Annotated in this window: 16 protein-coding genes and 1 other RNA gene; 8 read left to right on the top strand and 9 right to left on the bottom strand. The window is 59.6% G+C overall.

The window, feature by feature from the left end; translation table 11 throughout:
• The first annotated feature begins 35 nt into the window (after window positions 1-35).
• From OGI63_RS11240 to OGI63_RS11230, 3 genes are all read left to right on the top strand, one after another.
• Complete coding sequence (locus OGI63_RS11240; RefSeq protein ID WP_011743443.1) at window positions 36-1217, top strand: UDP-N-acetylglucosamine--N-acetylmuramyl-(pentapeptide) pyrophosphoryl-undecaprenol N-acetylglucosamine transferase; 1182 nt, start codon at window positions 36-38, stop codon at window positions 1215-1217.
• An 89-nt stretch (window positions 1218-1306) separates the two neighbouring features.
• A complete protein-coding gene (gene murC / locus OGI63_RS11235; RefSeq protein WP_011743442.1) occupies window positions 1307-2872 on the top strand; it encodes a UDP-N-acetylmuramate--L-alanine ligase in 1566 nt (521 codons plus the stop codon).
• Complete coding sequence (locus tag OGI63_RS11230; RefSeq protein ID WP_003810745.1) at window positions 2872-3861, top strand: cell division protein FtsQ/DivIB; 990 nt, start codon at window positions 2872-2874, stop codon at window positions 3859-3861. Before murC ends, OGI63_RS11230 begins: the two co-directional genes overlap by 1 nt.
• 165 nt (window positions 3862-4026) lie before the next feature.
• On the opposite strand, the gene OGI63_RS11225 is transcribed toward OGI63_RS11230, so the two are convergent.
• From OGI63_RS11225 to OGI63_RS11210, 4 genes are all read right to left on the bottom strand, one after another.
• Window positions 4027-4431, bottom strand: coding sequence for a pyridoxamine 5'-phosphate oxidase family protein (locus tag OGI63_RS11225; RefSeq protein WP_003810744.1), 405 nt, complete (start codon window positions 4429-4431; stop codon window positions 4027-4029).
• Window positions 4432-4718: 287 nt separating this feature from the next.
• Window positions 4719-5115: a transfer-messenger RNA gene (ssrA, locus tag OGI63_RS11220) on the bottom strand.
• Between the two features lie 191 nt (window positions 5116-5306).
• Window positions 5307-6206: a carbohydrate kinase family protein gene (locus tag OGI63_RS11215; RefSeq protein WP_003810740.1), complete on the bottom strand. Its 900-nt coding sequence runs from the start codon at window positions 6204-6206 to the stop codon at window positions 5307-5309.
• Window positions 6207-6236: 30 nt separating this feature from the next.
• Entirely contained in the window at window positions 6237-7439 is a 1203-nt protein-coding gene (locus tag OGI63_RS11210; protein ID WP_011743440.1) for an ROK family transcriptional regulator, read from the bottom strand.
• 391 nt (window positions 7440-7830) lie between these two features.
• On the opposite strand from OGI63_RS11210, the gene OGI63_RS11205 reads away from it, so the two are divergent.
• From OGI63_RS11205 to OGI63_RS11190, 4 genes are all read left to right on the top strand, one after another.
• Complete coding sequence (locus OGI63_RS11205) at window positions 7831-9456, top strand: ABC transporter substrate-binding protein (protein WP_011743439.1); 1626 nt, start codon at window positions 7831-7833, stop codon at window positions 9454-9456.
• 88 nt (window positions 9457-9544) lie between these two features.
• Window positions 9545-10618, top strand: a complete 1074-nt coding sequence (locus OGI63_RS11200; RefSeq protein ID WP_011743438.1) for an ABC transporter permease — start codon at window positions 9545-9547, stop codon at window positions 10616-10618.
• A gap of 1 nt (window position 10619) precedes the next feature.
• Complete coding sequence (locus OGI63_RS11195) at window positions 10620-11795, top strand: ABC transporter permease (RefSeq protein WP_003810731.1); 1176 nt, start codon at window positions 10620-10622, stop codon at window positions 11793-11795.
• 4 nt (window positions 11796-11799) lie between these two features.
• Window positions 11800-13512, top strand: a complete 1713-nt coding sequence (locus tag OGI63_RS11190) for a dipeptide ABC transporter ATP-binding protein (protein ID WP_011743437.1) — start codon at window positions 11800-11802, stop codon at window positions 13510-13512.
• An 87-nt stretch (window positions 13513-13599) separates the two neighbouring features.
• Here the strand turns inward: OGI63_RS11190 and OGI63_RS11185 are convergent, their stop codons facing one another.
• Window positions 13600-14121 carry an NUDIX hydrolase gene (locus tag OGI63_RS11185; protein WP_011743436.1) on the bottom strand — a complete coding sequence of 174 codons (522 nt, stop codon included), beginning with the start codon at window positions 14119-14121 and terminating at the stop codon, window positions 13600-13602.
• 9 nt (window positions 14122-14130) lie between these two features.
• A complete protein-coding gene (locus tag OGI63_RS11180; RefSeq protein WP_041777358.1) occupies window positions 14131-15732 on the bottom strand; it encodes an aminopeptidase P family protein in 1602 nt (533 codons plus the stop codon).
• A gap of 146 nt (window positions 15733-15878) precedes the next feature.
• Between OGI63_RS11180 and OGI63_RS11175 the strand changes: the two genes are divergently transcribed.
• Complete coding sequence (locus OGI63_RS11175) at window positions 15879-17513, top strand: bifunctional folylpolyglutamate synthase/dihydrofolate synthase (RefSeq protein WP_080548140.1); 1635 nt, start codon at window positions 15879-15881, stop codon at window positions 17511-17513.
• Between the two features lie 158 nt (window positions 17514-17671).
• Here OGI63_RS11175 and OGI63_RS11170 read toward each other — a convergent pair whose 3' ends face one another.
• Genes OGI63_RS11170 through OGI63_RS11160 form a run of 3 tightly spaced genes read right to left on the bottom strand, consistent with a single transcriptional unit; the run spans window position 17672 to window position 21211 of the window.
• Window positions 17672-18397: an aspartate/glutamate racemase family protein gene (locus tag OGI63_RS11170; protein WP_011743433.1), complete on the bottom strand. Its 726-nt coding sequence runs from the start codon at window positions 18395-18397 to the stop codon at window positions 17672-17674.
• Window positions 18394-19638 (bottom strand): carboxylate--amine ligase, encoded by a 1245-nt coding sequence (locus OGI63_RS11165; RefSeq protein WP_264309049.1) that lies wholly within the window; start codon window positions 19636-19638, stop codon window positions 18394-18396. Before OGI63_RS11165 ends, OGI63_RS11170 begins: the two co-directional genes overlap by 4 nt.
• Window positions 19639-19657: 19 nt before the next feature.
• Complete coding sequence (locus OGI63_RS11160; RefSeq protein ID WP_011743431.1) at window positions 19658-21211, bottom strand: UDP-N-acetylmuramoyl-L-alanyl-D-glutamate--2,6-diaminopimelate ligase; 1554 nt, start codon at window positions 21209-21211, stop codon at window positions 19658-19660.
• Window positions 21212-21289: the final 78 nt, after the last annotated feature.

Here is a 21289-nt window from a genome sequence, read left to right as displayed (position 1 = left end):
GCCTGCCGCCGCATGGTGGGCTAAGCTCGTGGATTATGAGCAATCAGAAGCATATCGTTCTTGCCGGTGGCGGCACGGCAGGCCACGTCAATCCTCTGCTCGCCGTGGCGCATGTGATTCGCGAGCTTGAACCGGAAGCGGATATCGCGGTGGTGGGCACCGCCGTCGGTCTGGAGCGTGATTTGGTTCCGCAGGCCGGTTTCGAACTGGAAACCATCGAAAAAGTGCCGTTCCCGCGCAGGCCCAACAAGGCTGCGCTGCAGTTTCCAGCCAAATGGAAGGCCGAGAAGGCCAAAGTACGTGACATCCTCACCCGGCATCAGGCCCAAGTGGTCGTCGGTTTCGGCGGATACACGTCCGCACCCGTATACGCGGCCGCGCACAGCATGGGCATTCCGATTGCGATTCACGAACAGAACGCACGCGCAGGCATGGCCAACAAGCTGGGCGCGCGTTGGGCGTCCATGATCGGTGCCGCATACGCCCAGCCAGGACTGAAACCACGCAGGGGCGTCGAAGTCGAACGCGTGGGCCTGCCGCTTCGTCCGGCAATCGCACGATTGGCGTCCGATCTGGAACATGACCGTACCGCCACTCGTAAAGCCGCCGCGGCGCAGCTTGGCGTCGATCCGGACCGTCCGCTCGTGGTCATCACCGGCGGATCCTTGGGCGCGGTGAACGTGAACAGGGCTGTGGCCGCTTCCGCCAAGGATCTGCTTGCGCACGCCCAGGTGATTCATCTGACCGGTAAGGGCAAAGACGACGAAGTGCGTTCCTTGGTGTCGGTAAGCGCCGGAGAGGACGTGCTCGGCGAGCTTGGCCCCGACCACGTTTCGGATGGCGACTACCGTGTGGCTCCCTATCTGGAACGCATCGATCTGGCGTTCGCCTGCGCCGATCTGATCATCTGCCGTTCCGGAGCCGGCACGGTCAGCGAGCTGACGGCTTTGGGACTGCCGGCGATTTACGTGCCTCTGCCGATCGGCAATGGCGAGCAGCGTTTCAACGCGCAGCCCGTGGTCGACGCGGAAGGGGGCTTGATGGTGGCGGATGGCGATTTCACCCCGGATTGGGTCCGTGGCCATGTGCCGGAACTGCTCGCCGATCCGGACAAGCTGTCCCGATACGGTGCCAACGCGTGGAAATACGGCATCCGCGACGCCGCCGAAGTCATGGCGAAGCGCGTGCTCGCGCTAATCGATCAGCCAGCTGATTAACCGGCCGAACAATCATGACCGCACCCCGTGGGAGACCATGGGTGCGGCCATAATGAAATGAGCTTGAAAACAATTTACGAGGAGCAATCGTGTCTGACAACCAGCGTGAAGCCGGTACCATAATTCTTGACCCAACCCATGCGTCGTTCGCACCTGAAGAGACGGTGCATGACCTAGGTGCCACGCATTTCATCGGCATCGGTGGCGCGGGCATGAGTGTGCTCGCTGAAATGCTGCATGAGCAGGGTGTCGAGGTCGATGGTTCGGACCGTGAGCCAAGCGCCAAAACCGACCGTCTGCAAAGCCTCGGCATCACCGTCGAATTCGGCCAGCAGGCGAAGAACGTCGAAGGCAAGAACACCGTCGTGTTCTCCAGCGCCATCAAGCCGGACAATCCGGAAATCGTCGCCGCGCATGAGGCAGGGGAGCGCATCGTGCACCGCAGCGACATCCTCGCCCTGCTGATGAACGCGAAACGTGCGGTGACCGTGGCCGGCGCCCACGGCAAGACCACGACCAGCTCCATGCTGGCGCACATTCTCGTGAACGCCGGAGAAGGCGAGCTCGCCGATCCGAGCTACGCCATCGGCGGTTCCATCCAAGGCAAAGACGGTGCCATTTTGGACGGCGGCCATGCCGGCAAGGGCAACGTGCTGGTGGCCGAGGCCGACGAATCGGACGGCAGCTTCGCCAAATACCATCCGCAAATCGCCATCATCACCAATTCCGAAGCCGACCACCTTGACCACTACGGCACGCAGGACAACTATCGGGCCGCATTCGTGGACCATGCCGGACACGCCACCAAAGCCGTAATCATGTGCGGCGACGACGAAGGCAACCTTGCCGTGCTACGTGCGCTTGACGCCACCGTGGCCGGACGCACGATCGTCTATTCAACACGGAACGCCGCCGAATTGGGCGACCTGAACGGTGCCACGCTGGTACGCATCGAATCGGAAAGCGAAACCGCCGAAAGCGGAGCCGAACATTTCACGCTGCATATTCCGGGCGGACTGATCGGCGAAGAGGAGCGCCGCATCGCAGTGACGCTTACCGTTCCCGGCATCCACAACGCACGCAACGCCTCCGCGGCGATTATCGCGGCCGCGCTGTTGGGCATGGACGTCGAACGTGCCTCCGCGGCGGTCACCTCGTTCCTCGGTGCCGCACGCCGCTTCCAGGTCCGTGGCACCGTCAGCCAAGTGACGGTCGTCGATGATTACGCGCATCATCCGACCGAAATCGCTGCGCTGCTGGATGCGGCCCGTCGCCGCTACCCGCAGTCCAAGATCCGTGTGATCTTCCAGCCGCACCTGTTCTCCCGCACGCGTTTCTTCAGCTCTGAATTCGCGCAGGCGCTTGCCAAGGCCGATGACGTCATCGTTACCGGCATCTTCCCCGCGCGCGAGAAGCAGGAGGATTTCCCCGACGTGACTCCGGCCACCATCGTGGACGAGGCGCTCAAGCTTGAGCATGAACCGGCAAAGGACTGGATCCGTGGCGTCGAAGACATGCACACCGCGGCCCAGATGATGGTGATGCGCGCGCATCATGGCGACGTCATCTTCACCGTAGGCGCCGGCGACATCACGCAGATGGACGAGGTCATCCTGCATGCTCTTGAAGCGCATCGTTGGGATTGCGAGGGCTGATGGCTCGACGGGTCATCAGTTCCGGCAAGGATGTGCAGGAGACGGACCAGTCGGGCGGACGACGTTCCGGACGGTCCATCTCATCGGAGCATGCCGAAGGACGGTCGATTGAAGGGTACGCGGACCGTTCAAAAGCCGAAGGCTTCGTAGACGCGCGACGTTTGCAAAGCGAGGACCTGGTTTCCAAAACCCTGCAGGAGACCACCGGCACGATCGGCATCATGACACGTCCGAAAGTGGTTGATTTCGGCGAACGGCTCAAGGAACGCCGTCAGGCCGGCGCGCGAGCCATAGTCCTGCGCGTGCTCATCGGTCTTGTCGTAGCCGTGGTTTTGGGAGCTGTCGTCTGGCTGTTCCTCTTCTCGTCGGTGTTCCGTTTGGAGCCAGGCAACATCAGCGTGGTCGGCGCCAACGAATGGGTGAGTGAATCGCAGGTGCTTGACATCGCGAGGCAGCAGTCCGGAAAATCGTTGTTCCTGGTTTCGGATGGAGCCGTGGAGAAGCAGATCAAGGCGATTCCGGGAGTCACGTCAGCCAAGTCGAAGAAACAGCTGCCGAACTCGCTTGAAGTGACGATCAAGGCGCAGAAACCCGCGGCCATGCTCAAAACCAGCGAGGACCATATGACGGCGGTCGACAGCAAGGGCCGCGTGCTCAATTCCGTCAGCGGCGTTTCCGTGGAAGGCATTCCCGTCATCGAAGTGCAGAACGTCGATGCGAGCCTGTCTAGGCGTCCTATCAAGGAAGCGTTGAAGATTCTCAGCTCACTGCCGGAATCGATGCGCAACTCCATCACCAAGGTCACCGCGGCGACCCAGGATTCCATCACCACGGAACTCAATGGGGGAGACCGCGTGATCGTATGGGGTGATTCCTCGGACCTGAAGCTCAAGAAAGCGGTGGTGGACAAGATCGTCAATGATCCGAACGTGATTGGAGACAAGCATAACGTGGACGTGTCCGCGCCGTTGAGACCGATCATCAAATAGCGTTATTGCGCAACGTCACTGCATGACGGAGCGGAAATACTTTGATCTAGCTCTTTTTGTCTTGACAGAAAAACGAAACGCGCTCTGGACCTTCTTTCCAAGGGAGGGCCAGAGCGCGTTTCCGCGTTTGGATGGATGGTATTAGCCGTATGCGTTGAACGGGCGTCAGTCCTTGACGATGGTCTTGCCTGCGGTCGCCCCTGGCGTCAAGTCCTGAATCTCCGTGATCTCCAGAACGGGAATGGTCATGGGCTTCTTCGTGCCGTTATGTTCGGCCACGGCGACCTGCTCATCGTAGATCGCATCATCGGAATGCAGAGTGACGTTGCCACGGAAACGATAACCTCGCTTCTGCTCAAGATTGGCCACTGCGATGACCAGTTCGCTGCCGTCGAGCAGATTACGGTACATTTGACCGGCGGTACGCTCGTGATAGCCGATATGAGTGTCATCGATGACGAACGTGCTCATTTTCGGCCCCAAATCGACGTGTCCATCCTTGCCGATGGTGGCCACCCAAGCGAGATTGCTGCTGATGAAATCCTTCATTTCCTCTGTAAGCTTCGCCATGATATCGTCCCTTTCGATGGTTGGCTGGCCGGCGGCTTGTAATATTGGAAGGCGCCGGACGGTTATTTCGATGATACGGAGGCGTTGCTGCCGACATGCGCTGTTTCACCGAACGAGAAATGTGATTACCAATACAGAAAGCCGTCATTGCTGACACATGATTCGTGCCCACATTTTGCCCATGTTTTTGAGAAATATCGCGATAAAGGGTGAATTGCAGCGAATTGCAAAAGTGGCGGAAACCGTTGGAAATAAAGGAAAAGCCGCCATTTCTGGCGGCTTTCAATCCGTGGAGATGCGGGGAATCGAACCCCGGTCCGATGACCGAACCCTCAGTCTTCTACGTGCGTAGTCTGCTGGCCGTGCGGCGGTTTTTCTGCCCCCATCGATGTCGCAGACAACTGATGGCGAGCATATCTACAGTAAAAGTCCCTTGCCGGCCCTGTGGCTCAGCCGGTAAGGCAAGTCTTCTAAACGACGCTCAACATCCCCCCAAAGACGAGGGGGAGTGAACGGAGCGGCTGCTCACTGGTTAATCCTGGCGCGAAGCTCAGGCAGCGAGAGCGAACTCAGTGCGGTTAGATTTAGCACTTATTCTTTTGTAGGGGGCATCCACGAGCGGACCCTACGTTCTCGGCACGCTTCCCTGCGACGAACAGGTCACCGTCGAAACCGATCATCCCCAAATATTGAATTATCAAACCTTCCAGCTTTATAGCCAGACATTTCAAGATACCACGGTTTATCCGACAAACCAAATTATGCTATCGGCGATTCATCATACCGACGAAACTTCGCAAAACCGGTAAAAAAAATTCCGCATGCCGTTATTTGACGGCATGCGGAATCGGTGATGATGAAAGGAGAAGATACGCTTACTTGGCTGCTGCGGCGAGGTAATCCGGAACGCCTTCGGTCGGGTAGGCCGGCCAGCCTCCTTCCTTGGTGCACACGTAGGCGGCGGTGTTCACGGCCGCGCGATGCGCTTCCTTGAGGGAGGCACCGGACAGGATCTTGCCGGTGAAGGAGCCGGAGAAGGAATCGCCGGCTCCGACGGTGTCGGCCACCTCGACATGCGGGGTCAGCAGAGTGGAGGTCTCGCCGTCCTTGGCGATGATGGTGCTGAAGGTCGCGCCGCCGGTCAGGATGGTGTACTCCAGATCGAAGCGATCCATGAACCACTTGCAGGCCTCTTCGTCGTTGCCCTCCGGAATGGAGAACATCTCACGCATCATGATGAGCTCGTCGTCGTTGATCTTGAAGATGTTGGCGTATCCCAGCAGCTCCTCGATCAGCTCCTTGGAGTAGAAGTTGGCGCGCAGGTTGATGTCGAAGAACTTCAGCGCGCCTTCCTTGGCATGCTGGAGCAGTTTGATGATGGTGTCATGCGATTCCTGGGAACGCAGACCCAGCGTGCCGAAGCAGATGGCGTCGGCCTTGGACACGGCCTCGGCGAGTTCGTCGGTGTAGCCGATGTGGTCCCAAGCCACGTTCTGCACGATGGTGTATTCCGGAATGCCGTTGGTCAGTGCCACGGCGACGGTGCCGGTCGGGTATTCGTTGGTCTGCACCAGCGTGTTGATGCCGGCCTTGTGCGCATCGTTGAGCAGCTCGGCGCCCAGCTCGTCGTTACCGACGGCGCTGATGGCGTAGCTTTCTGCGCCGTTCTGGGACGCGTGGTAGGCGAAGTTGACGGGAGCGCCGCCGGCGCGCTTGCCGGTGGGGAGCATATCCCACAGGATTTCACCGAGGGCGATGACGATTGGCTTGGACATGGGTGGTTCCTTTCTTTGGTGGGCGGCGTGCTATGCGACGTCGAAGAACATCGATGGATGTTCCAGAAAATTGGTGATGGCCACGGCGGCGGCACCGGTAACGGTGGCGTCGGTGGGCAGGGCGGACAGGGTGATTCGGGTGTTGCGCCCGATTTCGGGGATCGTGCGTTCGCGCACGACTTGTGTGACTTCGTCGAGCAACGGCTGGCCGGCTTGCGCGATGATGTCTCCAAGAACGATGTGTGTCGGATTGAAAGCGTTGATGATGGTGACCGCGCCGTACCCAACGTATCGGGCAACATCGAGCATCAGAAGCGTCGCGGTCTCGTCTCCCGCGTTCGCCTTGGCGAACAGTGCTGCGCAAGCCTGCGCATGCGTCATCGTCTCGCATCCGGGAACGATGCTCGGGTTGGCGTTGAGTTGTTCGTGGATGGCGTTGGCGGAGCAGTAGCGTTCCAGGCATCCGACATTGCCGCAGTCGCATGGCTTGCCGTTCACGTCGATGGAGACGTGTCCGATTTCCGTGGCGGTGCCGTGCTCGCCGTAGTAGATGGTGCCGTTGTCGATGACTCCGAGGCCGATGCCTTCGCCAAGCAGATAGTAGGCGAGGGAACCTTCCGACAGTTCCGGATTGAACAGGAACTGCGCCAGCGCGCCGGCGCGGGCGTCCTGTTCGACGAACACGGGGACGCTGAATGCGTTGCTGAATTCGTCGATGAAGTTGATTTGCCTCCAGCCCTGCATGGAGGAGACCAAAGCGGTGCGTCCTTCGTCCTTTAAATAGGGCCCCGGAACCGCCATGCCGACGGCCACGATGCTGGGGTCGTCCTTGATGAGCTGGCGTACGGTATCTCGAATGCGCTCCACCGTTTCGGGGATGTGCTCTTCGCTGACGGTAGGCAAGTCGGACAGGAAGATACGGTTGCACTTGAGGTCGAAGACCGCGATTTGCACCAGACTGCGGGCGAACTTCACGCCGATGATGTGGTATTTGGCACAATTGAGATTCAGGCCGATGGAACGGCGGTTCTTGTCTCCGTCCATGTCGCCGGTTTCGTCGATGATGCCCTGCGCCAGCAGTTTCGCGGTGATTTTGGTGATTGCCGCCGGAGTGAGCTTGATGGCTTTGGCGATCTGCGCGCGTGAGCAGATGCCATTGTGGTACAGGTATTGCAGGATGCGGGAACGGTTGTTTTCCGAAATCGATGACTGTTGGGCGCTGTACCTACTCATGCTCACCTCCTTGCGACAGTGCATGGACCCTCGTTGAACTTCTTAATATATTAACGCCGTTAATTGATTAATGCAATTCATGTTGTGCCGCGTGTCGCGCGCTTATCTGGGTCTCTCTGTGCGAAAGCAATGAGTAAAAAAGAAGGACGTAGACCTTGAATGCGACTTTGGCTGGGTCCGTCTCATAAAATGGCTGGTTTTTCTTATTTTCTTTCACTAGTCGTTAAAACGTTGGAATTTCGCCGTTTTAATGCATAGCAGAAAACGGCGAATATAAGGTAGGTGGGTAAAACGGCCTCCAATGAAACGTACGGTTAACATTGCGCGCCGATTCTTGTCACTATATCGCCTTGCACAGGGGCGATTCGGATAGAAAAGAGAGGATTCCATAGTGAATCGCAAGAAAGTTATCGCCGCTCTGGCTTCTGTCGCGGCTCTGGCTTCCCTGGCCGCCTGCGGCGGCGTGAAGGACGGTGGCGCCGCAACTGGCAACACCATCACCGTCGGCACGACCGATAAGATCACCAGCCTTGATCCGGCTGGCTCCTACGACAACGGTTCCTACGCCGTGCAGATTCAGGTGTTCCCGTTCCTGTACGCGCAGAACTACAACACTTCCGAGCTGTCTCCGGACATCGCCGCCGATGACGGCACCTGGAGCGCCGACGGCACCGAGTTCACCGTCAAGCTCAAGAAGGGCTTGAAGTTCGCGAACGGCCACGATCTGACCGCCTCCGACGTCAAGTTCTCCTTCGACCGTATCAAGAAGATCAACGACGAGAACGGTCCGTCCTCCCTGCTGGCCAACATCGAGTCCGTCGAGGCCAAGGATGACACCACCGTCGTGTTCCACTCCGCGGTCAAGGACGACGTGACCCTGAAGCAGGTGCTCTCCAGCCCGGCCGGCCCGATCGTCGACGAAGAGTCCTTCTCCGCCGACAAACTGACCGATGCCAACACCGTCGTCAAGGACAACGCCTTCGCAGGCCCGTACAAGCTCACCTCCTACAAGGTGAACGAGGCCCTGGCATATGCCAAGAACGATTCCTACAAGGGTTTGACCCCAGCTAAGAACGACGTTGTGCAGGTCAAGTACTTCGCCGATTCCTCCAACCTGAAGATGGCCGTGCAGCAGGGCCAGGTCGACGTGGCCTACCGCTCCATGACCCCGACCGACGTCGAGGACCTGTCCAAGGACAACAAGGTCAAGGTCGTCAAGGGACCGGGCGGCGAAGAGCGCTTCCTTGCCTTCAACTTCAAGATCATGCCGTACGGCGAGAAGTCCAGCGAGCCGAACGCCGACAAGGCCAAGGCCGTGCGTCAGGCCGTCGCAAGCCTGATCGACCGCAACGAGCTGGCCACCAAGGTCTACAAGAGCACCTACACCCCGCTGTACTCCTTCATTCCGGATGGCCTGTCCGGCCACGACGACACCCTGAAGGCAGCCTATGGCGACGGTTCCGGCAAGCCGGATGCGGCCAAGGCCAAGAAGACCCTCGAAGCCGCCGGTGTGAAGACCCCGGTAGACCTGAAGCTCCAGTACAACCCGGACCACTACGGCCAGTCCTCCGCCGACGAGTATGCGGCCATCAAGGCCCAGCTCGAGGAAGGCGGCCTGCTCAAGGTCGACCTGCAGTCCACCGAATGGACCCAGTACAACAAGGACCGTAACGTCACCAAGGATTCGGACGGTTCCTACCCGGTCTACCAGCTCGGCTGGTTCCCGGACTACTCCGATCCGGACAACTACCTGTCCCCGTTCTTCCGTGACGGCAACTTCGTGAACAACGGCTATTCCAACAAGGACGTCAACGACCTGATCGTCAAGCAGGCCGGCCAGACCGACGCCAAGGCCCGCGAAGACACCCTGAAGGAAATCCAGAAGCTCGAGACCGAAGACCTCTCCACCATCCCGCTGCTGCAGGGTGCCCAGGTCGCGGTCACCGGATCCAGCGTGAAGGGTGTCGTCCTCGACGCCTCCTTCCGCTTCCGCTACGCTTCCGTGACCAAGGCCTGATAAAGGTTTTGATCGCCCCTGCCCACCCTTAAGATGGGCAGGGGCTCAATTTGTATCTGAAACACCAATAAGGAAAAAGGAGCCCGACGTGACGCAAAGCGCAACCGAGGCTCAGCCGAAAGCCAAGAAAAACAAGCTTTCAAGCGGATTCTTCCGTTTCGTGCTCACACGCTTTCTGCTGATCATTCCTACAGTATTCATTCTTGTAACCATCGTTTTCTTCGTGATGCGCGCCACCGGCGACCCGATCTCCGCCGCACTCGGCGGCCGCCTGACCCCGGAAGAACTGCAGAAGCGCATCCATGCGGCCGGCTACGACCGTCCGCTCATCGTGCAGTACATCGATTATCTTGGCGGCCTGCTGCACGGCGATCTCGGCACCACGCTGACCGACAACCAGAAGGTCAGCAGCATCCTCGTCCACTACGGCTCCGCCACATTCGAACTGGCATTCCTCGCGCTCATCGTCGCGCTCATCGTCGGCATCGGCTTGGGACGCATCGCCGCACGCAAGCGTGACCACGCGGCCGATGCGGGCATCCGCACCTTCGCCATCCTGTGCTATGCCACCCCGGTGTTCTTCCTCGGCCTGATTCTGAAGCTCATCTTCGCCATCTGGCTGAACGTGCTGCCGGCATCCGGGCGCTCATCGCTTGGCAGCGAGATGCAGTTCTCCCGACTGGTCTCGCCGACCGGCTTCTATATCATCGACGCGATCCAGTTGGGCGACATGTCCGTGTTGCTTGATGTGCTCCGTCACGCTGTGCTGCCGGCCCTTGCGTTGGGCCTGCTGACCGCCGGCGTGTTCATCCGTTTGGTGCGTACCAACGTGATCGCCACCTACAATTCCGGCTACGTCGAAGCGGCACGTTCCCGCGGCGTCTCCGAGAAACGCCTGCTCAACAAGCACGCATGGAAGCCGGCGTTGATTCCAATCATCACCGTCATGGGCATGCAGATCGCCCTGATGCTCGCAGGCGCGGTGCTCACCGAAACCACCTTCGAATGGAAGGGTCTCGGCTTCATGCTGTCGCAGTACCTGAAGGCACGCGACTTCGTGGCCGTGCAGGGCATCGTTATCCTAATCGCCATCATCGTGGCCGTCGTCAACTTCATCGTCGACGTCATCGCCGCGTTGGTCGACCCGAGAGTGAGGTACTGACATGACCGCAGCATCTGCCAACAAGGTCACCGTTCCAGGCGACAATCGTCTGGACGAGCTCAAGCTCGGCAACAAGACGCCATTCTGGCATAAGATTCCGATCATCAAGGAACTGCGCGTCGCAGTCGGCTGGCAGAAAGGCATGCTGATCACGGGCCTCGTGCTCACGGCGTTCTTCCTGCTGGTCGCCATTTTCGCGCCGCTCATCGCGCCATACAGCTACGCGCAGCTCAAGGGCGCCGACGGCGTTTCCTTCCCGGCCCAGGCGGCACCGTCCTCCGAACACATCTGGGGCACCACTGCAGGTGGCTACGATGTGTTCAGCCGTGTGGTCTGGGGTGCCCGCACCGCCGTCATCGCCATCGTCGTCGCGGTATTGCTGTCGATTTTCGCAGGCGTGCTGCTCGGCCTGGTCTCCGGCTATTTCGGCGGATGGGTCGATCGTGTGCTCGTCATGATCGCCGACGCCGTGTACTCCTTCCCGTCGCTGCTGCTGGCGATTCTGATGGCGATCATGATCTCCCACGGCCAGTCCGGCCTGTGGAGCGGCATCTTCGCCTCCGGCATCTCCATCACCGTGGTCTATATTCCGCAATACTTCCGTACCATCCGTGCCGAAGTGATCCGCATCAAGGAATCCGCGTACGTGGAATCCGCCCGCGTGGTCGGCGCCTCCACGTGGCGCATCATGACCAAGCACCTGTTCAAGAACTCCACACGAACCCTGCCGGTCATCCTGACGCTGAACTCCTCCGAAGCTATCCTGACCCTTGCGGGCCTGGGCTTCCTGGGCTTCGGCATCGAACCGACCGCGGCCGCCGAATGGGGATACGACCTCAACCGCGCCGTCTCCGATGTGACCGCCGGCATCTGGTGGACCGCCGTGTTCCCGGGTCTGGCCATCGTGCTCATCGTGCTGGGCATCACCCTGGTGGGCGAATCGCTGAACGATCTGGCCGATCCGCGTCTGCGCGCCCGCAAGTCCGCAGGCGAAGTGGTGGGTTCCATCGAGGACACGTCCGTGGACCCCAGCCAGGAGCCAGGCAAGCGCAACGAGGTCGTCGCCGAACTTGAGGCGGCGAAGAATCCGATGGGAGCCAGCGACAAACCGGTGACCGTCACCGACCGTGATCCGTCATTCGTGGCTTCCGAATGGGCTTCCGAGGAAGGGGAGTGAACCGATGAGTGAAATCAAGGAAGGCAATCTCGCCGAGATCAAGGACCTCAGCGTCTCGTTCATGACCGACGCCGGTTCCATCAAAGCCATCGACAAGATCAGCTTCGAAATTCCCCGTAAGAAGGTCATCGGCGTGGTGGGCGAGTCCGGCTCCGGCAAGTCCGTGACCGCACGCTCCCTCATCAAGCTGCTGCCGGAGACCGCTACGACCTCCGGCGCGGTGTACCTGTCGAACCGCGCGGGCACCGAAGAGCTGGAAGTGCTGTCGCTGTCCGGCGAACAGCTGCGCGAAATGCGCGGCGCCGAAGCGGCCATGGTGTTCCAGGAGCCCAATTCGGTGCTCAACCCGGTGTACACCATCGGATGGCAGATCGAGGAAGGCCTTCGCGCCCATGGCATGAAGGACAAGAAGGAACTCCGTGCCAAGTCCATCGACATTCTCAAGAAGGTCGGCATTCCGGACGCGGAAACCCGCATCGACTACTACCCACACCAGTTCTCCGGCGGCCAGAAGCAGCGCATCGTCATCGCCATGGCCCTGGTGCTCAACCCCGGCCTGATTCTGGCCGACGAGCCGACCACCGCCCTCGACGTGACCGTGCAGGCCGAAATCCTCGACCTGCTGCGTCTGGCGCGCGACGAGTTCGACGCATCCGTGCTCATCATCACCCACAACATGGGCGTGATCGCCGACATCGCCGATGAGGTCGTGGTCATGTACCGCGGCCACGTCGTCGAACAGGGCAGCGTCGAGCAGATCTTCTACTCGCCGAAGGACGACTACACCAAGCGTCTGCTTGCCGCCGTGCCGCGTATTGGCCAGAAACTGGTCGTCAAGGATGCCGATGGCAAGGTCATCGAACGTGAGAAGGATTGGCGCGATCAGCCCATCGCGGTCGAGGCCAAGGGACTGACCATCACGTATCCGGGTCATCTCATGCAGCCTGATTTCAAGGCCGTGGACGGCATCGACTTCACCATCCACCGTTCCGAAGTGCTCGGTCTGGTAGGCGAGTCCGGTTCCGGCAAATCCACCACTGGCCGTGCCATCGCAGGCCTGCAGAAGATTTCCGGCGGTTCCCTGAACGTTCTAGGCATAGAAATGAACGGTGTGAAGGAACGCGACTTCAAACCCAAACGCGCCGACATCGGCTTCGTGTTCCAGGATCCGGGCAGCTCGTTCAATCCGCTGATGACCATCGCGGAAAACGTGGCCGAACCGTTGATCGTGCACAAGAAGTTTTCGTCGGTATCAGACGCCCGCAAGTATGTGGGCGATCTGCTTGAGATGGTGCAGCTTCCGCGCGCCTATATGAACCGTTTCCCGCACGAGCTGTCCGGCGGCCAGCGCCAGCGCGCCTCCTTGGCACGCGCGTTGGCGTTGAAGCCAAGCCTGCTCATCGCCGACGAACCGACCTCCGCGTTGGATGTGTCGGTGCAGGCGAAGGTGCTGGAACTGTTCAAGAAGCTGCAGGCCGAAATCGGCTTCGCATGCCTGTTCATCACGCACGACCTCGCCGTGGTCGACATGCTCGCCGACCGCATCATGGTGATGCACAAGGGCCAGATCGTGGAACATGGCGATGCGGACCAGATCATGCAGAATCCGCAGAACCCGTACACGCAGAAGCTGCTGGCCTCCCTGCCGGTGCCCGATCCGCGCGAACAGCGCAAGCATCGCGAGCATCTGCATGAGCTGCTTGCCGCCCAGCAGTGAGCTGATCCACGGAATCTAATAAAAAGGAATCCCCGCAACGCTTGAAACGTTGCGGGGATTCCATTTTATGATGTATGGAAGGCGATTTCAGCGGATGGTGCCGTTGAAGGCAAACTGGGCATGGGAATCACCATTCGCCTTGGCCTTCAGATATTCGCGTACGTAAGCCATGCGTTCCACCGTGGTGGCTGCCAACGGTTCGGGCAGAGCATCAGGGGAGAACCAGCCTACGCTGAGGCTTTCCTCATCGCCGACGAACGGCTCCGTGTTGCCATTCGGATCGGGCCTGCAGATGAACAGGTGATCCATGTACATGGTGTTGTCCCCATTCGCATAGGTGAGGACCTTTCTGGACGATTTGACCGACACCAGATCGGTGACGACCACATCCACGCCGGTCTCCTCCTTGACCTCGCGGGCAACGGTATCGGCCGGTTCCTCTCCGGGCTCGTTGATGCCATACACCATGGCCCATTCGCCGGTGTCGGAGCGCCGTCCCAACAGCACACGGCCCTGCTCGTCCTCGACATAGCCGGAGACGCCCATGAGCCATAACAGATCGTGGCCTATCTTCTTACGAAGTTCGAGTACGAATTCAGGCGTGGGCATGATGCATCCTCAGGCCTTCGCACCTTCGGCGGCCATATCGGCCATCCACGCCTCGACATCGTCGATCCGCTTCGGAATGCCCGCGGAAATCCATTCCGGACCATCCTCCGTCATGAGCACATCATCCTCGATACGAATGCCGATGCCACGGTATTCCGGCGGAATCAGCAGATCATCCTCACGGAAGTACAGGCCCGGTTCGATGGTGAAGATCATGCCCGGACGAATCTTGGCGTTCTGATACGACTCATAACGCGCCTGCGCGCAATCATGCACGTCGAGACCCAGATGGTGGGCCACGCCGCAGGCGAGCCAACGGCGATGCTGCTGGCCTTCAGGGGAGAGCGACTCCTCGACATCGACCGGCAGAATACCCCAGTCATGCAGACGTTCGGCGATCACGCGCATGCACGCATGATGGATGTCCGAATACGTGGCGCCCGGCTTGGCCGCCTCGAAACCGGCCTGCTGGGAATCCAACACGGCCTGGTACAGCTTCTTCTGGAAATCGGTGAACTTGCCGTTGGTCGGGAACGTGCGGGTGATGTCGGCGGTATACAGGCTGTTGACCTCCACACCGGCGTCGATGAGCAGCAGCTCGCCCGACTCCACGGTACCGGTATTGCGCATCCAATGCAGAATCGGAGCGTGGGCGCCGGAAGCGATGATGGTGTCGTAGCCGACCTCGTTGCCCTCCTCGCGGGAGATGGCGTTGAACGCGCCCTCCAGCATGCGCTCCGAACGCGGCTTGCCAAGGGAAGACGGAATCTTGCGCAGAATGTTGTCGAAACCGTGCTTGGTTGCGGCCACGGCCTTGCGCATCTCGCGAACCTCATACTCATCCTTGCACATGCGTGCCTCGGCGGCGAATTCGTGCAGCTTGTCATCGGCAGCGGTGTTATTGTCCGGATCAGCGAAACCGTTGGCTTCACGGATCTCCTCGACCATGCTGGTAATCGCCGGATCGGCTTCACGAATCACGCGCACGCGCACCGCGCCGGCCTCAGTGCCGACATCCTTGCTCAACGCGTCGGGCAGCTGCGCGATGTCGTTGGTTTCGATGCCGGTCATCGCGGTCATTTCCTTCACACCGGCACGCGGACCCACCCAATACTCGCCATAATGGGCGTTCATGAAAAAGTCCTGCGTGTAATGGTTGGCACGCGGAGCCACGAACAGTTCCGGAACATGCGTCTTGCCGGCCTTCGCTTCCGGAGAATCCGGATCGACGGGATTCAGCACCAGCACCGCGCCGGCCTCGAAATCCTCACCCAAACCGGTGTAGTAGGAGAACGTCGTATCCGGACGGAACGCGTAATCGCAATCGTTGTTGCGCACCTTCGGCTGTCCGGCCGGAATCACGATACGCTCGCCCGGGAACGCCTTGCCCAACGCCTCCAGACGCGCCGGCGTGTACTTGGAGGACTCCAACGGCTCGATCTGCGGCTCGTTGTCATCCCAACCGGTGGTCATGAACTCCTTGAACGCCTCGGAACGCGGACGCAGCGAACGATTGTTCACACGATCGCTCATGGCCTGATCCGGTCCCGGAGCGGACTCCCGCTCCATCTTCTCGTATTCCTTGTCCTTGTCAGTAATGACTTCGCCCATCACATCTCCTGAACATGCATTCGTAACGTACGGAAATTACCGCAACCCATCCTATAACTTTTCCCGGCGCGCAACGTTCATGCGGACATCTAGAATGGGAAAAGTTTAGTGTGCTGTCCGCAAGGTACGGGAGGAAAACGGGAAATATGTCATTCGAACATCCCAATCGCAACAACGAAAGCATGATCGACGTCGAACGCGACATCATGAGCCGTCCATCGGAACGCAACACCACCAATCTCGACCTGCAACGCATGAAGATGATCCTCGACATCATGGGCCATCCGGAGCAGTCGTTCCGCGTCATCCACATCACCGGCACCAACGGCAAAGGCTCCACGGCACGCATGGCCGAAGCCATCTGCCGCGCCTACGGCATGCGTACGGGCCTATACACCTCGCCCCATCTGGAACACGTCAACGAGCGCATCGCCATCGACGGCCAGCAGCTGTCCGACGACGATTTCGTCGACACCTGGGACCAGGTCAAGGACCTTGTCGCCATCGTGGACATGAAAATGGACGAGCTGGGCAAGCCGAAGATGAGCTTCTTCGAAGTGCTCACCGCCATGGCCATCTGGAAATTCGCCGACGCGCCGGTCGACGTCGCCATCGTGGAAGTCGGCATGGGCGGCCGATGGGACGCCACCAACGTGCTCGACGCGGACGCGGCCATCATCGGCCCGGTCGACATGGACCACATGGCATGGCTCGGCGACACCGTGGAGGAAATCGCCACGGAAAAGGTCGGCATCATCAAGCCGAACTGCACCGCCATCATCGGCCGCCAGCCACACGAGGACGAGGTCATGCCGATTATCGAGGCCGCGGCCAAGGAGAACCACGCCAGCTTGGTGCGCGACGGCGTCGAATCGGAAGTCGTTACCCGAGTGCCGGCCGTCGGCGGCCAGGTGGCCACCCTGCGCACCCCGAACGGCACCTACACGGAAGTGCCGATCGCCAAATTCGGCGAGCATCAGGCACACAACGCGCTCGCCGCACTGTGCGCGGCGGAAGTGGTGATTCCCGTCAACGGCGCGTTGGACGGCGATTTGGTGGCCGAAGCGTTGAGCAGCGTACGCATTCCGGGACGTATCGAACAAATTCGTACCTCGCCTACCATCATCCTTGATGGCGGGCACAACGTGAACGCGGCCGAATCGCTGCGTGCCGCCATTGAAGAGAACTATGATTTCCAGCAGCTCGTCGGCGTGGTCGCCATGATGGGGGACAAGCAGGTCGAGGAGTATCTGGGCGTGCTCGAACCGTTGCTGAGCCATGTGATCGTCACCGAGAACTCGTGGCGTGACCGAGTGATGCCGGCTGAGGATCTGAAGAAGATCGCGGACCGTGTTTTCGGGCCGGAACGCGTCACCTGCATTCCCGAATTGCCGGACGCCATCCAGGAAGCCGTCAACATGGTTGATGCCGATGACGAACTGGGCGTCGGCTACGGTCATGGCGTGCTCGTCTGTGGCAGCTTCACAACCGCCGGTGATGCGCGACTCATGCTGGAGGAGAAGATCAACCCCGACCTGAAGAAGCCAAAGGCCGAACGTGTGTTCCAGGAAGCCGTCGATCCGGAACCGCGCAAAAAGCAGGACGAGGCTGACGTGGATTTCGAATCCGACGCCAACCCTGATTTCAACATCAACGATTTCGGCAGCGTCGGTCCGGACGATTCCGTTTTAGCAGACGCCGATGCGGATGAAATGGATGAGGCGGCGGATGCCAACGAACCGGCGGATGCGGAAACGGCTTCGGAAAACGAAACGAAGTGACGAAGCGAAACAACATCGGACGATGACGCCATACGTGCGGCGTACACCGTCCATGTAAAACAGATTATGGGTGGCTCCCCAGGCAATGGGAAGCCACCCACAATCTTGTTTTATCGTCCGACGCCTAAGCAGTCGAAGATAGGCGTGACAAATAATAGCTACGCGCGCAACGCTTCGGCCCGCGCCACGGTATCTTCCACCAGCACGGCCTGCGCGTCGATGACCGGCAGCTGGGGCAGCGGAAACGCCTCGTTGAGCACGCTCAGCTCGGTGCAGCCCAATATCAGCGTGTCGCACGCGCAGGGGCCTGCCGGATCGAGCATATCGCGCAACACCGATTCGTAGCGTTCCAGATTGAGCTCGCCACTACCTTTCACATCGTCATAAATCAACGAAGTGATACGGGCCTGCAACTCGTCGGTCGGTTCGACGAACGTGTACCCGGCCTCTTCGACGGCACGCTTGTACACGCCGGATTTGCGCGAACCCACGGTGCCGAGGAAACCGACCCGCGGAAAACGATCCTTCGGATAACGCTGAGCCATGCGTGCCACCGCGCCGCGTGGCATATGCAGAATCGGCACCGTCGTCAACGCCTGGAAATCGTCATAGAAATAGTGCGCGGTATTGCAGGTGAGCACAATGAAACTCGCGCCCATCGCCGTTGCCTTCTCGATATCGTCGGCGAGTACGGGGAAGGGATTCTCGTCGGATTCGCCGAGAATGTACGCGGTGCGGTCCGGCACGGAGGAATCGTTGAAGACGATGTAGTCCAGATAATCCTGATCGCAATGGGCATGCGTGGCGCGGTTGACCAAGCGGATGTAGCTTTCGGTGGCCAGCGTGCCCATGCCGCCCAGTACGGCGAAAAACGGTCGTTTCACTTAAGCTCGCCCTTCTTGGTGAAGTACTTGGCATAGCTCTTCTTGTAAATCGAGAACATGTGCCGAATCATCAGCCAACGCAGCGGATTCATATCCTTGGAATACTCCAAGGTGGTACCCCAATCGCCCGACTTGAGCATGCGCTTGCCGGTTTCCTTGTCAGCGCCTTCTGCGACGTAATCAAGGAAAATCGACTTCGGAATCTCAAGCCACAGCTTCGAACCGCGGCCGAACAGGGTGTTGCCGTCGAACGGCGTGTCCTCGACGAGGTCGTCGACGAAATACTTCGCCAGATTGAAGCCGTTCAGCGTGACGAAATAGCTGGAACGTCCCTGGCGAAGGTTGATTTCGAACAGCTTGTACTCGCCGTCGCGTTCGTCGTACTTCATGTCGAAATTGGCCACGCCCTCGTACTTGATGTCCTCGAGGAAAGCCTTGATACGACGGAACACACCCTCGTTGTAGTCGGGCAGAATGGCCGCATAGTTGCCCGCGGCGACAGGGGAGGGATCCTCCAGCAGCGGGTGGCCGAGGAACATCATACGCACGCGATGATGCTGGTCCACATAGGCGTTCAGCACACGCATACGGGAATCGTCGCCGGGGATGAAGTCCTGAATCACCATTTCGGACGTGTATCCGGCATCGTACGCACGCTTGATGATGGTCTCCAATTCGGCCGGATCGTTGAAGATGTAGGCCTTGCGACGGCCCTCGAAATCGATGTTGAGCCATTCCACCGAATTCGCGGGCTTCATGGCCACCGGATAGCTGAACGGCAAATCACAGTAGGCTCCTGCCTTCACCTCATCGGCGGTGACGGTGCGCGTCTTCGGATGGGGCAGATCATACTGCTCGCAGATCTGGTAGAACGTGGACTTGTAGGCGAGCCGGCGCGAAAGGTTCACGTCAAGCGTGTTGTATACGAAATATTCGCGAAGATCGTCGCCGCACTGGCTCAGCAGATTGGCGTACACGTCGCCGCAGGGGATGAGCAGCAGCACGCGTTCCGGATCCTCGGCCTTCATACGCTTGCCGAGCTTGAGCATGAAATTACGGAACGTGACGAAGTTGTTGAAATCGTCGACGATGTGCGCGTTGACGATACGGCTGAATTTCGTGGGGCTCAGCTGGAAATACGCATACGCCTCGGAAACGATGCCGTACTCCTCATGGAACGCCCTGGCCATGCCGTAGACGTTGATGTCGCTGCCCAGCAGAATCGGTTGGAATCGTGTCATAATGCCTTCACCTTAGTTGTTATTTGAGACGGAACACACGTTCCACGATGCGGTCGTCGCCCTCGTAAGGGATGTGCTTGCCGTGGTCTTTGAACCAACGTTCGTTGCCCTTGCCGATGATGAGGATGATGTGCAGATGCTCGGGATCCTTGCGATCGCGGCTTACCGTGGTCTCCACGGCTTCGGCACGGTCGAGAATGGTCTTCACGTCAAGCTGCGGGTTGGTGACGCTGTCGTTCATGTCCGCGCAGACCTGTTCCACAGGCTCGTCGTCGGTGTCTTCGAAAGTAAGCACGAGATGGTCGATGCGGTCCTGCGCGGCGTGGACGATTTCGGCGCGACGATCGTATGCCTTGTTTCCAGCGGAGCCGGTGATGAGCGTGATTTCCGGCTTTTCGCTGCCGTAACGCTGATCGACGTAGTCAAGCAACGCGGTGACAGACGCGTAGTTATGCGCGTAATCAACAATGGCGATGGTGTTCGACCGCGTGTCCTTGAAATGCTCCATACGTCCGGCGATGCGTACCGGCTCCATCTCACGCAACGCGTCCTTGGCCTGTGCGGAACCGAAATCGAAACCGGCCGCACGGGCGATCGCGACGGCCGCCGCCGCGTTCGCATAGTTGAAATCGCCGTCCAATGTCAGGCTCAACTCGCCGATCGAGGTGCCGTCGATGACGATGGAGAAGCGGCTGTGATCGTCATTCGCCGGCGCGGCCATGACGTCTGCCATGGAATCGCCGCCAAGCGCGAACGTGGTGACGGGAACGCTGGTATGACGTGCGTCCTGCCGGATGAGGTCGGCGCGCGCGCAATCGGCACCCAATACGAGGGCACGGCAGTTCTTGACGATCTGACGCTTGCAGTGGAGATAATCCTCGAACGTCGGATGCTCGATCGGGCTGATATGGTCCGGGCTGATGTTGAGGAACGCGGCCACGTCGAATGTGAGACCGAACACGCGGTCCACCTTGTAGGCCTGCGAGGAGACCTCCATGACGAGATATTCCATGCCGTTATCAACGGCCTCGCGCATCATGCGGAACGCATCCATGGATTCCGGCGTGGTCAGATCGGATTCCACGTAGGTGTGGCCGTCAAGACAATTGTCCACGGAGGAAAACAGCGCGCACTTGCCGCCGGAACAGCCATTGAGCATCGCCTGCGTGAGATAGGCGGTGGTGGTCTTGCCTTTGGTGCCGGTGATGCCGACCACCTTCAACTGGTCCTGCGGACGACCATAGAATTCAGCCGATAGCAAAGCCATGGCCTTGCGCACGTCATCCACAATAAGGCCCGGAGCTTGCGTGGCGTCGGAGAAGTCGTTCTCCGACACATAGGCGGCAAGGCCGCGTTCGTCGATGCCCTGCAGATATTCGGCCTTGAAACGGCCCTTGCAGCACAGGAACGTGCCCGGCTCCACCTTGCGGGTGTCGTAGGTGATTGCGGAGAACGGCTCGTCGAATCCCTTGATGTCGTGCGGATCAAGCGTCCAGACATCGCCGCGGATGATTTCGCGCAGCAGTCCGTGCCTATCGAGCAGTCGGGCCGCCGATTCCAGAGTCAAAGCCATGTTTTCGTGTTCTCCCTGTGTATGAGACGCCGAGCGGATACCGAAGAGCCATTTTAGCGGCAACCATGTGCACGACGT

The organism is Bifidobacterium sp. KRGSERBCFTRI (genome assembly GCF_025908335.1).
The sequence above is the reverse complement of the archived record's forward strand: the minus strand, read 5'-3'. Positions and strand labels throughout refer to the sequence as shown.

Bases quoted from the DNA above. Each gene is read 5' to 3' on its own strand.
- OGI63_RS11240 (WP_011743443.1), top strand. From the start codon at position 36: ATGAGCAATCAGAAGCATATCGTTCTTGCCGGTGGCGGCACGGCAGGC.
- OGI63_RS11230 (WP_003810745.1), top strand. From the start codon at position 2,872: ATGGCTCGACGGGTCATCAGTTCCGGCAAGGATGTGCAGGAGACGGAC.
- OGI63_RS11225 (WP_003810744.1), bottom strand. From the start codon at position 4,431: ATGGCGAAGCTTACAGAGGAAATGAAGGATTTCATCAGCAGCAATCTC.
- OGI63_RS11215 (WP_003810740.1), bottom strand. From the start codon at position 6,206: ATGTCCAAGCCAATCGTCATCGCCCTCGGTGAAATCCTGTGGGATATG.
- OGI63_RS11210 (WP_011743440.1), bottom strand. From the start codon at position 7,439: ATGAGTAGGTACAGCGCCCAACAGTCATCGATTTCGGAAAACAACCGT.
- OGI63_RS11195 (WP_003810731.1), top strand. From the start codon at position 10,620: ATGACCGCAGCATCTGCCAACAAGGTCACCGTTCCAGGCGACAATCGT.
- OGI63_RS11190 (WP_011743437.1), top strand. From the start codon at position 11,800: ATGAGTGAAATCAAGGAAGGCAATCTCGCCGAGATCAAGGACCTCAGC.
- OGI63_RS11185 (WP_011743436.1), bottom strand. From the start codon at position 14,121: ATGCCCACGCCTGAATTCGTACTCGAACTTCGTAAGAAGATAGGCCAC.
- OGI63_RS11180 (WP_041777358.1), bottom strand. From the start codon at position 15,732: ATGGGCGAAGTCATTACTGACAAGGACAAGGAATACGAGAAGATGGAG.
- OGI63_RS11175 (WP_080548140.1), top strand. From the start codon at position 15,879: ATGTCATTCGAACATCCCAATCGCAACAACGAAAGCATGATCGACGTC.
- OGI63_RS11165 (WP_264309049.1), bottom strand. From the start codon at position 19,638: ATGACACGATTCCAACCGATTCTGCTGGGCAGCGACATCAACGTCTAC.
- OGI63_RS11160 (WP_011743431.1), bottom strand. From the start codon at position 21,211: ATGGCTTTGACTCTGGAATCGGCGGCCCGACTGCTCGATAGGCACGGA.